This is a genomic window from Nitrosopumilus zosterae (assembly GCF_025998175.1).
Classification (GTDB): Archaea; Thermoproteota; Nitrososphaeria; order Nitrososphaerales; family Nitrosopumilaceae; genus Nitrosopumilus; species Nitrosopumilus zosterae.
On the sequence record NZ_AP026695.1, the window covers coordinates 1,291,472 to 1,304,026 of the forward strand.

At 34.8% G+C, this 12,555-nt stretch carries 16 protein-coding genes and 1 tRNA gene; 5 read left to right on the plus strand and 12 right to left on the minus strand.

Features of this window, described 5'->3' with window-relative positions:
* Positions 1–87: 87 nt before the first annotated feature.
* Positions 88–1,017 carry a transcription initiation factor IIB gene (locus OO712_RS07895; protein WP_109876310.1) on the minus strand — a complete coding sequence of 310 codons (930 nt, stop codon included), beginning with the start codon at positions 1,015–1,017 and terminating at the stop codon, positions 88–90.
* A gap of 264 nt (positions 1,018–1,281) precedes the next feature.
* Positions 1,282–1,515: a hypothetical protein gene (locus tag OO712_RS07900; RefSeq protein WP_109876548.1), complete on the minus strand. Its 234-nt coding sequence runs from the start codon at positions 1,513–1,515 to the stop codon at positions 1,282–1,284.
* Positions 1,516–2,201: 686 nt separating this feature from the next.
* Here OO712_RS07900 and OO712_RS07905 point away from each other — a divergent pair.
* A complete protein-coding gene (locus OO712_RS07905) occupies positions 2,202–2,378 on the plus strand; it encodes a hypothetical protein (protein WP_200829032.1) in 177 nt (58 codons plus the stop codon).
* Between the two features lie 78 nt (positions 2,379–2,456).
* Here OO712_RS07905 and OO712_RS07910 read toward each other — a convergent pair whose 3' ends face one another.
* From OO712_RS07910 to OO712_RS07940, 7 genes are all read right to left on the minus strand, one after another.
* Positions 2,457–2,747, minus strand: a complete 291-nt coding sequence (locus OO712_RS07910; protein WP_109876311.1) for a hypothetical protein — start codon at positions 2,745–2,747, stop codon at positions 2,457–2,459.
* 313 nt (positions 2,748–3,060) lie between these two features.
* Positions 3,061–4,527 (minus strand): peptidase, encoded by a 1,467-nt coding sequence (locus OO712_RS07915; protein ID WP_264953665.1) that lies wholly within the window; start codon positions 4,525–4,527, stop codon positions 3,061–3,063.
* 359 nt (positions 4,528–4,886) lie between these two features.
* The gene (locus OO712_RS07920; protein WP_200829051.1) at positions 4,887–5,186 is read right to left on the minus strand and encodes a hypothetical protein; all 300 of its coding nucleotides are present in this window, start codon (positions 5,184–5,186) and stop codon (positions 4,887–4,889) included.
* A complete protein-coding gene (locus tag OO712_RS07925; protein WP_146195974.1) occupies positions 5,140–5,793 on the minus strand; it encodes a hypothetical protein in 654 nt (217 codons plus the stop codon). Before OO712_RS07925 ends, OO712_RS07920 begins: the two co-directional genes overlap by 47 nt.
* Positions 5,790–6,119 (minus strand): hypothetical protein, encoded by a 330-nt coding sequence (locus OO712_RS07930; RefSeq protein WP_109876314.1) that lies wholly within the window; start codon positions 6,117–6,119, stop codon positions 5,790–5,792. The genes OO712_RS07925 and OO712_RS07930 overlap by 4 nt, the downstream gene beginning before the upstream one ends.
* 3 nt (positions 6,120–6,122) lie before the next feature.
* Positions 6,123–6,356: a hypothetical protein gene (locus OO712_RS07935; RefSeq protein WP_109876315.1), complete on the minus strand. Its 234-nt coding sequence runs from the start codon at positions 6,354–6,356 to the stop codon at positions 6,123–6,125.
* Between the two features lie 181 nt (positions 6,357–6,537).
* Positions 6,538–7,926 carry a ComEC/Rec2 family competence protein gene (locus OO712_RS07940; RefSeq protein ID WP_109876316.1) on the minus strand — a complete coding sequence of 463 codons (1,389 nt, stop codon included), beginning with the start codon at positions 7,924–7,926 and terminating at the stop codon, positions 6,538–6,540.
* A 369-nt stretch (positions 7,927–8,295) separates the two neighbouring features.
* Here OO712_RS07940 and OO712_RS07945 point away from each other — a divergent pair, with 369 nt between their 5' ends.
* A complete protein-coding gene (locus OO712_RS07945; protein WP_109876317.1) occupies positions 8,296–10,110 on the plus strand; it encodes a potassium transporter TrkG in 1,815 nt (604 codons plus the stop codon).
* Between the two features lie 69 nt (positions 10,111–10,179).
* Here OO712_RS07945 and OO712_RS07950 read toward each other — a convergent pair whose 3' ends face one another.
* Positions 10,180–10,317 carry a hypothetical protein gene (locus OO712_RS07950; RefSeq protein ID WP_160049189.1) on the minus strand — a complete coding sequence of 46 codons (138 nt, stop codon included), beginning with the start codon at positions 10,315–10,317 and terminating at the stop codon, positions 10,180–10,182.
* Positions 10,318–10,335: 18 nt separating this feature from the next.
* Here OO712_RS07950 and OO712_RS07955 point away from each other — a divergent pair, with 18 nt between their 5' ends.
* Positions 10,336–10,992, plus strand: a complete 657-nt coding sequence (locus OO712_RS07955) for a phospholipase D-like domain-containing protein (protein ID WP_109876318.1) — start codon at positions 10,336–10,338, stop codon at positions 10,990–10,992.
* On the opposite strand, the gene endA is transcribed toward OO712_RS07955, so the two are convergent.
* Complete coding sequence (gene endA / locus OO712_RS07960) at positions 10,989–11,552, minus strand: tRNA-intron lyase (protein ID WP_109876549.1); 564 nt, start codon at positions 11,550–11,552, stop codon at positions 10,989–10,991. The genes OO712_RS07955 and endA overlap by 4 nt on opposite strands.
* A 98-nt stretch (positions 11,553–11,650) precedes the next feature.
* Here endA and OO712_RS07965 point away from each other — a divergent pair, with 98 nt between their 5' ends.
* Positions 11,651–12,160: a 50S ribosomal protein L16 gene (locus OO712_RS07965; protein WP_109876319.1), complete on the plus strand. Its 510-nt coding sequence runs from the start codon at positions 11,651–11,653 to the stop codon at positions 12,158–12,160.
* On the opposite strand, the gene OO712_RS07970 is transcribed toward OO712_RS07965, so the two are convergent.
* Positions 12,152–12,415: a hypothetical protein gene (locus tag OO712_RS07970; RefSeq protein WP_109876320.1), complete on the minus strand. Its 264-nt coding sequence runs from the start codon at positions 12,413–12,415 to the stop codon at positions 12,152–12,154. The genes OO712_RS07965 and OO712_RS07970 overlap by 9 nt on opposite strands.
* 63 nt (positions 12,416–12,478) lie before the next feature.
* Between OO712_RS07970 and OO712_RS07975 the strand changes: the two genes are divergently transcribed.
* Positions 12,479–12,555, plus strand: a tRNA-Gly gene (locus OO712_RS07975).

The window sequence follows — 12,555 nt, forward strand, 5'->3', positions numbered from 1 at the left end:
TTCGTGCCTTTGGGAGATCTTAACAAATCGTTTTTCTTTGTCTGTAAAACAGTTTTATTTTTCAACATAGTCATAATTTTTTAAATCCTAGTTAATTGTGGAAAAAAGACCTAGTTTTGCTTTAAACTCTTGAATTCTATTTCTTATTGAAACTGTACTTGTTCCTGCAGCTTCTGCTATTGCAGTTTGAGACATTGATTCGCCTGTAATAATGGATGCAGCATAGATCACAGTTGCTGCAATAATTTCAGGATTTTTACCAGCTGTAATTCTTGCATCTTGGGCTGCATCTAAGATTTGTACTGCTTTACGGATTGTTTTCTCTGATACATTCATCTTACTTGCTATCTTGGTGATGGATTTTATTGGATCAGCAATAGATACAACAAATCCTAATTCTCTAAACAATATGCGGTATGCTCTGGCAATCTCTTTTCTGTTAATCAAAAACTGATTTGCAATTTCTATTAATGTTCTATTGTGTCCTAAATCTCTGCATGATGCATACAAACATGCAGCAGCTATTGATTTTACAGTTCTACCACGAATAAGGTTTCTCTCAATTGCCTTTCTGTAAAAAAGCGATGCTCGCTCAATTACTGTATCAGAAAGGCCTAACTTTGATTGTACTTTGTCAAATTCTTGAAGTGCAAATCGAAGATTCCTGTCTGCAGAATTTTTTGTTTGTGATCTACTGTCCCATTTTCGTAGTCTGTCAAACATTTGAGTGGTTTTTGAGGAGAGGGGCTTTCCTACTGCATCTTTATTTTGAATTCCAATTACCGTGTTTAATCCTTGATCATGTCTTTTTAGTGTCAATCCAGGTCCTGTCCTAGCGGTGTCCCCTGTGTCTGAAATGAGTCTATGTTCTCTGCCTCGTTCCTCTGTATTTTCTAAAATAACATATCCGCAGTTAGAACATGCAATCTCACCGGTAACCTCGTCAGTCACTAATTTGGAAGCATGACAATAATTGCAAAATACATTTTCTTTTGTGATTTTTTGTAAAATTGGCAAAAATATTCACTAAGCTGAAACAGACATTTTTTTAACAATGCAATCAGAATGAATTTCTTTATCCGTATTTCGATTACATTTGTGGCAAACAAACTCAATGGGTTTTTTACAAACATGGCAATTTTGACATATTTCCATTCCACGTCCACATTTTCGACAAGAGTTCATCAATTAGACTATGGTGTTGTTTGTATTAAAGGCATGTAAAATTAGTGCACGCTAACCCTATTTTTAGAATTTAAAATTAGATAAGATGTGCAAAGATTATGATGTAATTACATGACCTTGTGCATTAATTAAATTCCCACACATTTTGCATTCCCATCCACCATTAGAATTTATCAATCCCTTTGTAATTTTCAACGTATTACAAACTTTGCAACGAACAGATATGTTTTCATTTTTTGGTAGATGGGTTTTTTCATGTACTCGAACATTATCAAAAGTATATGATGTTCCTTCCCACTGAAAACTACATTTGGTACATTGATATTTCATTTTGGTCTTTTTATTCCACATTCTCTTGTTTTTTCCACACATTACATGCAGGGCACCTGTTTGTTAACTTGTTTGCTATTTTTTTTAAGAACACGTTACCGCAATTCTCACAGGATCTCAAATCATCCATTACAATCATGGTCTTATGCCGTTTTTCCTACAACGTGTGTTGCCTTTTTTTTCAAATGAGTCTTTTCGTGAAGAAATAATTTTTGAAGATCATCTTCAGAGAAATCCCAAGTAAATTTGCAGTGTTTGCAATGATATGTCATTTATTTTTGTATATCCTCTGGTTTCGTTTTTTCAGATTCAGTGAATAGGTTTACGTCCTTTGACGTCTTTTCTTGTTTTCCTTTCAATCTTGCAAAAATATTTTTTAACATGATTAACTAGGTCATTACTAGCTTATAAACACAGAAAATTCCACCTGTTAGACAACAATACGTAGCTGAGTAGTCAATTCAGTCCTTCCTTGCAGATATGCAGACTCACACCACTACGATACTAACATTACGTCAATTTTGCTTATAGAGTTTCTTCAAGTACAGGTTAATTAGGATAAAAGGACAATTAACATTATGAATACAATGAAATCACACAGTCAAAAAACTTGTTCAGACTGCAAGAGAGTACATTGTCAGAGAGGATGTAACTGTGATTGTCATTGGGAGCCATAAAAAACAATTTTGACACACGGTATTTTTACTCAAGAAACATGTACTCATAATGCAAAAGTCAGAATGGCAGGACTCAAGGACATGTACGAATGCACAAATTGTCATAAGTTTATCCCCATGATTAAACCAAAAGAGATTGATCATGCAGCTCCTCAATATTTAGAGAATGGTTGGGAAGATGACTAAGATTATTCTAAAACATCAAACTAGAATAAAATGTGTTTTTTGTAGTCTGCATCAGGTTAAGCAACATGACAGAATGTTTTAGATGTCCTTCAGGTTGGAAAGTACTCTTTCAAGGTCTTGTTTTTCATATCTTAGGCTTTTGACTGTTGTATTGTCTTGTACTAAGGTAGATGAAAATTTCTGCAACATCAATTTGTTTTCATTAGAAAGTACAGAAGTCATAATTATATCATTTAGAGTCTTTGAATGGTGAAAAAGTAGTCTTGTATCTATTTTTGCATCGGCATTTTTTGCCAAAGAAATTTGGTTGATCAGTTCATTATTAATCTCATCTAATATTTTTATGAGTGTATTTGAAACAAGTGCCATGCAATACTAGAGTCATTCTAGTTAATTAAGCTGCAATAATCCATTATCACATATTCAATCAAATATTCTGATAAAACCCGCCAAAGGAATTAAAAATAGATTTTTCATACTTCAAGAAAATCTCAGCAGATATGCCTGAGATTGCTACTGCAATAATCAAAATAACTACTAAATTTGATTTTTTATTTGTCCACTAAACACTTGAGTTTCATACATTGTTAAAAAATTTGTTTAGTTCAAATCTTAACAGGGTTGAACGATTAAAACAGTATTTTACACGAAACAACAAGATATTGTAAAATGAAAAACACATCTAAGTGATTTTTATGATATTTTCTTTGATCAGAAACTGAATTCCCTGAATGAAGGAATCATCACCTATCTGTCCTGCTGCCCACCATCCTGCATTGTTTTTAATCCATGATGGGATTTCATTTGAGACTGAACTGGAGTCTTGCGTATCTGAAGGAATCTTCATGATATTTTCTTTGATCAGAAACTGAATTCCCTGAATGAAGGAATCATCACCTATCTGTCCTGCTGCCCACCATCCTGCATTGTTTTTAATCCATGATGGGATTTCAGGGTATGACATATCATTGTCTAATTCTCTGAGAAGGAGATTCTCTGCAATTTCAATCTCAACTATTACATATCCACCCAATTCTGGATTTGGTACTTCGTATTCGGAACCCGTCCCATGAACAAATATTGCATATTTAACAATCCCTGCTTTTTCTTCTACTGGTAAAAGAATGTGAACTTGTCCAAACCCGTTAAACAAGTCTGCACGTCCAATGTCCTGAGCATATGAACGGATCTTGTTTCCGGCATCATCGACCACCCAAATATCATAATGGACTTGATCAATGAATTCAACCTCATTGTACTTGTTCATGAAATTTATTTTCCAATCAATGCTACATCCTTCAATTGGGACTTCTGGAGAATAATTGTACTGGATTAACATGGAGAATGTGTTAGTAGACTCACGGCCACTGACATAATTATGGAACTCAGTAGGACACTCCAACAGTTTCTCTTTTGGGATTGTTGATTTTACATCCTTGAAAGGATCATCGGTGATGTTTTCTTTGTAATCTAGCAAAGTGTATTGGTACATTATAGGTGCAATACCTGTCGTAACCCATGCATATGTCAGTGCTTTAACAGGAAAAGGAAAATCATCTAGAATCCAGATCTCATTATTGTTTCCGCTATACCAGCCAACAACTACCGTGTCAGCAGTTCCGGCAGGAGTGTTTATTGTTTCTGTTCTTTTTGGAATTAACTGAGCACCACCTATTGCACCAATTTTTCCCCATGCTGCATCGCTGAATTTTTGCGGGCCATGTATTCTATCATCTTCATTTGCAGTTGCAAATGCAGACAGCCAAGCCAGTGAAGACTTGAATCCAATCGCATAGTCAAAAAGATCATCATCAAACAGTACTGGCTCAGGAGCAGTCTTACCAAGTCCCATAGATCCTTGAATTATTTTATTGCCATCAATTACTACAACTTTGGTATCCCACAAGGACTCGCTTTCATTTTGTATTTCACCTTTGATCCACATTTTCAGTTTAATAGGTGCGCAATCGTTGAGATCTATTTCGCACAAAGAATATTCAAAATAATCTCCTACTTTAAGACCTTCACCCAAATACCATGTACCCTCAACATCCACGCCACCTGCAGTTTGAACACCTTGCCCATAAGAAATATTTGAAAACCCAACTCCAAGTAAAATAGTTAGAAGACCAATTACTAGTATGTTCATTATAAATTTTCTATTTATTATGTATTAAGTATGATTTAACATTGTTAATCTAGGCTTATCTTTGAATATACTTTTGTTCTTTAATGGTCAATTGCTCAGAAAAATGTAAACTTTTCAAGGCAATAAAACCAAAACAAATTGGCAGGTATGCATCTGGACAAAAAAGATGCAATAATTGTGAAATTTTTATCCAATGGGATGGGCTAATGTGTCCTTGTTGTAATAAACAATTAAGATGTATGCCAAGAAGTAAAAAAGATAAAGAGACTTATTTATCTCAAATAACAAAATAAAGAAAATTTTTCTGAAATTGATTCTTGAGATGTTTTATCAAATTTAACGGAATCCATCAAATGATTTTAATTTACTTTATCAATTACCTTGTCATAAATTTTGACATTCTTTCCATCAAGATCATCCACATGATCAAGATCATCTAATTGTATTCCTGATGTAAATGCAGGGTTTCCATCACCGGTAAAGAGACTAAACAATGCGAAAGAAATAGCAACGGCAAAAACAAAACCAAAAATCAATCCGTACGGAAAAGGCATGACTGTTTGAATCAAAAAGAAAACTACTATTGCCAAATCACTCCAAGTAAGATAGATCTCATTTTCTTTTTCTCTGTATTTTTCTATAAATGAAGACAATCCCATAAATAAGACCAATCGTAATCAAAACAAAACCTATCGTATAAGGAATGTAAAATTCAAACAATTCTCCGTCTGTGATGTCTTGCGAGCCTTGTACAACTATTGTCTCGCCTGGTCCAATGTATCTAAAAGACGGAATGTCTGCATCAGGATCTGTATGAACGTGATATGTCCCGCCTTTTAATGGAGTTATTTCTATTGAATAGAAAATTATCTCATCTCCTTTCAGCAGATATGAATCAGGTGTAGGCTGTATATCCATGTACCAATGGTTTTGATTGGGAAAAACATGAATTGATTCTGCACATGTGTCTTTGGCAAGACACGAGAAGTTAGATTTTAAGAGATTCACAAGCCACGGGTCATTGTTTGTATAATCAAATCTAATGTTCATATTTCCTGTAAAATCCCTTTCAACTAGGGATACAATTGTGCCATTTAGAATGAAAGATTCTCCTACAGATACTGTTGTTTTTGAATACATATCATCCTCAACTCTATAGAATCCTGAGTTAAATCTAGGACCGACTCCGTGTCCATAAACTTCCATCACTGTAGATGTCACACATGTTATAGAAAGTATAGTAATTATCAAAAGTCTAGTTTTCATTTTCTAATCCTATCTCGTTGATATATCAACAACACTACAAATACAGGCAATATCATGTGCCAGAAGATAAAACCGCTATTGTCTTTCAGATTATCATATACGGTAGGATGGTAAATTTCTCCAGTTCCCGACCAAGAGCCAATTCCATTTCCAGTATCCCAGTCACTAGTTGTGATATGGATACTAGTATCCTGAAACCAGAACATGAAACAATTTGGTCCATCATCATACAGAAGCATACAAGGATGTGTTATTCCCCCGTGAAATAAAATGTAGATGATTGTACTTGTTGCAATAATTATAGAAACTTTGTATCTGGTTTTCATTTTTTACTCCACAGAAATGTATTCTATCTTCGCACCGCAAAAAGGACAATAATCAATTGGGGTAAGAATATCTTTTTCTACAATACAGAATTTCCCAATTTTGCTACTCCAAGATTTTACAACTGAAACGTATTTCTTTAATTTTTCACAGCAAAAATCCAATTCATCTTCATTTTTAAATTCAGTAAAAGAGACATATTCAAAAGCCTGAATCTCTTTTCTGACATATACTTGCATTATTCAAACTAAAATTAAGAGATTCATAAAGTATTCTAATCTTTTGTAAATAGATGGTGTGAGGTAAACGGTCTGGGAATAGCCTCCAACCTATCTATTGTGATTTGTATACTTCAAATTATAATAAAAGCAGCACGAATGAATCATTCATGCAAATTCTCAGCATCGCCTAAATACTATTTTACAAATCAAATTCATAGTATTCCCATTTGTAAGCATTCTGATTTCTTGTTCTACTTGGGTTGTTTTTAGCGCTGGTCAAAGTAGGATCACCATATACCCGTCCCACAACTAATTTTTTACCGTCAGTTCTAACATGAACAATCCCGTCAATTGCTCTTTCATAAAGAGAGTATTCTCTTTTTCTCTTTTTTACTTCCTCAATATCTTCAGAAGATACTGGATGGTATGTCCTGAGAATTTCTGTGGCAAAAATTATTGGACGTTTAATGGCCTGACTAGAATATTTACCTAAAATTCCCAATAATTCTGCTCTAGGATGAGCATGATCAGGCACATCTCCTGATGATACTATGGATATCCAAGGTCTTACACGTTCTAAGAATTCAGTTGTAACATCTTGACTGCCATGATGATTTGCTTTGAAGACATGGGATTCTAATGGATAGTCTTTATGAAATTTTATGAATTCTTTCTCGTATTTTGTATTCATATCTCCACACAAGAGAATTTTACATTTACCATACTTTGCCATAAGTGACACTGAATTCCCATTTCGCATTTTATCTGCAGTTCCAGATGCAAGGTATTCTACTCTGTCATTGTGACTAATGTTTATTGGTCCAAGTATCTCGATTTCTAGTGGATCATTTGGCAGTTTTTTAATTACAGATGTGTGATCTAAATGCTCTATTTTGATATCTCTGTTCTTTTTCTTTGCTTTTGTTAATGCTGTAAATAATTTCTGATAATCACCTGAAATCTTTGAGAAATCTAATTTTGTAATGTCATCAAAAATTTCTACTAACCGTCGGGGGTTTTTACCCATAATTTTCCCATCTGATGGTTTTCCACGAAAACGAGAAATTCCATTGTGATAAAATTTCTTTATTTTGATTTTTTGATCCCCTACAATTGGAACAAGACCCATGGCATGATCTCTATCTGCATGACTCATGATGACTGCATCAAAGTCAATCTGGTTTCCTTCCAAATTGAACTTCCATTTTAAGAACTCATGAGCTAATTCCCCTTCATCATGAGTTGGTCCGCCATCAATTAGGTATCTGTTGTCTTGTGGTGTTTGAATTAAAATGGCATCACCCTGACCTACATCCAAGAAATAGATCTCCAGAGTCCTTTCAGTTCCAATTGAATCTGTAGGTATCCAACCTACTCCACCCCTAAATGCAACATAACTTTGACCTTCAGCGGTAAGAGGAACTCCGTTTTTGTCAGATAGTGGCTTTACCCACTCTCCAAATAGGAGTCTGGCTACCACTGTTCTTTTTGCTGGAAGGCCAGATTTGTTTTGTTTATAGTACTTTTCAGTATAATTGTAGGCTACAGTCAATGACTGATTTGTGAACATCCAGTCTTTTTTACTCATATTATATGTCCATCATACTTGTTGATAAATTGTTTTTAATATCAGAAACCTTTTTCGCAACATTGTATTTTAGGATAATGTGACTCCAGATAAATCAACAAAATTGCAAAATACTTCATACTGCATGAATTTTGATTATCAATTATTGTAAAGGGCTTCCAACCTATTGCTAGTAAGATTTATGGCATTTCTTTTGATTCGGACATATTCACAGCATTACACCTTGGGAGGATAGTTAGGTGCTCTGAGTTTACCGCCAAAAGGATTGGCAGTTGGAGGTTTGAAGATCGGAGGTATTTTATTCCCATTCGTATATTCTGCGATATTTATTAAAAATGGTTTTAATACTTCAAGAAAATCTCAGCAGGTATGCCTTATGAAACCAAGAATACTGTAAACAACATTCTTGACAGAAAAGTTTCTAGGTTTGCAAACACAAACTTTTTGAGACTTTTAGATTCTACATCCATGGTAGATGCATGCAGCATCATGCAAAAAAATCACAAAGATGAGGTTATTGTAATTGACAAAACAAATTCAGTAGTCGGAATAGTTACGGATCAAGATATCCTAAAGAAAATCGGCGAAGCTCACGCAAATCCAAAAAAGACCACATTAGATGACATCATGACATTTCCTCTTGTCAGCATCAAACACAATGATACGTTACTTGATGCCCTGAAAATAATGAGGGACAAAAATTTACGAAAACTTGCAGTGACAGAAGATGATGGAACTGTAATTGGAATAATTTACCAGAATGCCATAACCAGCCTTATCCGCCAAAAGGTGGCATCCCCTTCCCCTACAAACTATTCAATCAAAGCAATACTGTGGAATCTTGGAACAGTAACTCAGTTTGCAGGAATACTGATGCTTATCCCGTCAATTGTTGCAACACTGCTCAACGAGTCATTGGTTGCAACAGGGGTGTTCCTGATGGCCACATTACTTTTGATTACGGGATTTTTCCTAAACACATACGGAGAAAAGCATCCGCTTACGTTGCGAGGCTCAGCAATAATGATACTTGCAAGCTTTTTCATTTTGGTGTTGCTTGGCACCATTCCATACCTGTATGTCTCCCCATATGGCCAAGAGGATTTTGCAGACCTGTTTGCAAGCAGTTTTTTCTCTAGTGCGTCAAGCTTTACTACTGCTGGAATAACGCTATTTGGAACACCCGAGGATTTGCCTGACAGTTTTACATTCTTCCGAAGTTTCAGTCAGTTTGTAGGGGGAATGAGCTTCATTTACCTGATAATGACTGCGTTTTATCCTGAAAAGAAACTCATTACAATGAGAGGTTTTATCTCCGGCAATATTCCAAAACTGCGTGAACTGTTTGCAACAATCGCAATAGTCTTTTCGATTTATGCTGTAATCATTGCACTGTTGATGTTTTATCTAGGAGAGCGAAACATACTGGATGACTTTTCTCTTGCAATGAGTGTGCTGTCTACCGGAGGATTCATGCCTGATTCGGCCATTTTAGAAACATTGACCATACCGGAATATTTTGTGTTGATGGCAGGCATGATACTCGGGGCTTTGCCATTTGGGCTTCATTATGCGTTTGTCAGAAAAAAATTCATGTCCTTCAAGCTTACAAAAGAAGTCGGAATTTATTTTGCAATACTTGGCGGTGCAATTTTGCTTTTTATTGTAACAACTGATGTTTCTGAGTTGGATTCAGCATTTACTGTAATTGCTGCAAGTACCACTGCAGGTATGCAGATTATCGATCTAACAGATATTGGCAATGTGCCTACGAGTATTTTGTTTGTCCTGATGCTAATTGGCGGCTGTGGATTCTCAACTGCAGGGGGAATCAAGATATTCCGCCTTGAGCAAATATTCCAGTTTAGAAAGTATTTCAAAAAATCAAAGTGGGAAAAAATTCCAATTCATGAGCGAAAAGAGATATGGATTGCAGTAATTTTGCTTATCTTGTTTCCAACTGCCCCTATCCCTGTAGCATACCACATAAGCAATCAGGGTTATGATTTGAACGATTCGTATTTTGAGTCAGTTGGCGCAATAACCACTGCGGGGTTAGGGACAGGAATAATAGACAATGATCTTGATGCGTTTTCAAAAATACTTGTGGGGTTGCTTATGATATTGGGCCGTCTGGAAATAATTTTGCTTGCATATATCTTTGTGCCTAAACTTGTTTCATGATCCTAAAAATCTAGTCAAAAGATTCCATTGATCATAAACACAAAGTAACATCAATCGTACAGACTATTCTTACAAAATTGACTCAGTAACATACAGCAAGTCTGAATCTGTAATTGTACCAATCTCTTTTTCAAATTCATCTTTATTTGTGACATTTCTAAGGCTCTGTCCACATTCCCAGCGCCATACTTTTTGTTTAAATAACAAAATCCAGACCAAGAATTATTGGGTTTAAGGGATATCAAATTAAAAGAAGAGTATCGTTCAGACAGAGATGATATTGTAACAGAGTTTTTCTTTCCTTGTCTAAGTCATTGTATAGAATATGATAGATGTGTAGATTTTTTATCAATTCATGCTCTAACCACGATTTCAATGGCATTTGAAAATTTTTCAGGCGGAAATGCAAAATTAAGAATGATAACAGGCCACAGGTTTAGAACGGCTGATCTGAATTTATTTACAAAGCTATTTTCAGAAAAATTCACAAGACCATTTGAAGGAAAATCAATTCAAAATTCTAAAATTCAGAAACTTCAAGATATTGTAAATAACGGTCAGATTGAGTTAAAAATTGTAATTCCAAATTCAGAGCAGATAGCAAATTCATTTTCAGAGAGAATAGGAATTTTCAGAGATGATGATGATCAAGCTGTTGCGTTTACGGGAACATCAAGAGAATCATTTTCAACTCAAACAAGAGATTTTGAATCAGTAGATGTTTTTACGTCATGGAATGATAAATCAAGAGTTGAAAGAAAGATGCAGGACTTTCAAGATCTCTGGAATAACAAGACAAAACATGTAGAAGTTTATGATTTTATGTTTGCAGAAGAGAACAATCTTTTAAAATATTCATCAGAATGGATTATGCAAGACTAGAGTTGAAAAGATTCTTCTAATCTAGCTTTATTTTCATAGAAATTCATTCTGTTGATTTTATAATAGATCACTTCACCACGACGATCAATAACTGCAATTATTGGTTCTTTGCCCATATGGGTGATATCTTCAATCTTTTTTTGTAGATTACCCATCTTCTCTTGCTGACCTTCGTTGAGTCCAAAGACAAGGTATTTTGCTCCTTTCTCACCAAAATGGCCTCTTTCATAAACTCTAAAGTCAGAACCAAACCCAAACCCATCTTTAACAACATATCCTCTATTTCGAAGATCACGATATATCAAAAATTTAGTAAGTATGTCAGAATCAGTTTTTTGGCAAATGTTCATAAAAGTATCAAAATCAATCTGTTTTTTGATTTTTTTTAAAATCAGTCGTTTAGTGTATAACAGATACAGAGTCTCAAATTGTTTCAAGAATAGTTTTTCATTTTCAATTTCTCCATATCCCTTTAGTTCAAGTTCATGAATCAAACTTTTATCAGAAATGCAAGCTTGATCAGAAATCATCTCACCATTAACTATAGGAGTATCATCCATGATAATGAGAAAATCAAAGGATTTCCATATAAGCATTGGAAAATACGAGCGTATTTTGTCTCACCGTTAAAATATGGGCGGTTTGGTTTGAGAACATAATGCATGGTGCAAATTACAGAACTGCAACTGGACAAATTTTTACCAGAAAGGAGTACATCAAGGGTAAACCACAGATCAAAATTGCAAAATTCCAGGGTGGCAAAAGAGGAGTTTACAAGTATTGTGTACAGTTATTGATTAACGAAAAGATCCAGATCCGACACATGGCAATTGAATCAGCCAGATTAGCAGCAAACAAAACACTAGAGAAGACAACAGGTGAAACAGGCTATTATTCAAGATTAAGAATTTATCCACATAATCTCTTAAGGGAGAACAAACAGATTGCAACTGCAGGGGCAGATAGAGTTTCAGAAGGAATGCGAAGATCTTGGGGCAAAGCAGTTAGTTTGGGTGCAAGAGTCAAACAAGGACAATGCATTATGGAAATGTATGTAAATAATGAAGCGCATTTAGAGGCAGCAAAAAAAGCACTTCATGGAGCATGTGTGAAATTACCAGGCACTCCAACAATTAATGTAATTGAATGGAATAAAGTATCACCATAAATTCTCTAAATCAGATTTATTGTTTTTGACAAATTTTAAAAATTCTTGAAATTCATCTTTTGTTGGTTCACGGTTTAGAATTCTTTTTGATTGATAGTAAAAAGCGTTGTAAATTCTTCCAACTACTACACCTAATGCAAATGATTTAGAATCATCAATATTAGATAGTAGTTGAATTATTTCTTTAATTTCGTCTTTATTGGAGATTGTTTCTCGAATTTTTTGTTCTATTTTACCAAGAAGTATTTCATCCATAACGTATCTTAATTGAAATAGTTAAAAACAGTTTAATATCCAAATTCAACCTTTAGGTTTGTTGCAGTTATAGTACAGTCTGGTTAGTACTCGTGCTTGCCAAGTACGTGACCCGGGTTCAAATCCCGGTAACTGCACCA

Bases quoted from the DNA above. Each gene is read 5' to 3' on its own strand.
- OO712_RS07900 (WP_109876548.1), bottom strand. From the start codon at position 1,515: ATGAAATATCAATGTACCAAATGTAGTTTTCAGTGGGAAGGAACATCA.
- OO712_RS07920 (WP_200829051.1), bottom strand. From the start codon at position 5,186: ATGGGATTGTCTTCATTTATAGAAAAATACAGAGAAAAAGAAAATGAG.
- OO712_RS07940 (WP_109876316.1), bottom strand. From the start codon at position 7,926: ATGAGTAAAAAAGACTGGATGTTCACAAATCAGTCATTGACTGTAGCC.
- OO712_RS07925 (WP_146195974.1), bottom strand. From the start codon at position 5,793: ATGAAAACTAGACTTTTGATAATTACTATACTTTCTATAACATGTGTG.
- OO712_RS07910 (WP_109876311.1), bottom strand. From the start codon at position 2,747: ATGGCACTTGTTTCAAATACACTCATAAAAATATTAGATGAGATTAAT.
- endA (WP_109876549.1), bottom strand. From the start codon at position 11,552: ATGGATGATACTCCTATAGTTAATGGTGAGATGATTTCTGATCAAGCT.
- OO712_RS07935 (WP_109876315.1), bottom strand. From the start codon at position 6,356: ATGCAAGTATATGTCAGAAAAGAGATTCAGGCTTTTGAATATGTCTCT.
- OO712_RS07970 (WP_109876320.1), bottom strand. From the start codon at position 12,415: ATGGATGAAATACTTCTTGGTAAAATAGAACAAAAAATTCGAGAAACA.
- OO712_RS07945 (WP_109876317.1), top strand. From the start codon at position 8,296: ATGCCTTATGAAACCAAGAATACTGTAAACAACATTCTTGACAGAAAA.
- OO712_RS07965 (WP_109876319.1), top strand. From the start codon at position 11,651: ATGCATGGTGCAAATTACAGAACTGCAACTGGACAAATTTTTACCAGA.
- OO712_RS07930 (WP_109876314.1), bottom strand. From the start codon at position 6,119: ATGAAAACCAGATACAAAGTTTCTATAATTATTGCAACAAGTACAATC.
- OO712_RS07915 (WP_264953665.1), bottom strand. From the start codon at position 4,527: ATGAACATACTAGTAATTGGTCTTCTAACTATTTTACTTGGAGTTGGG.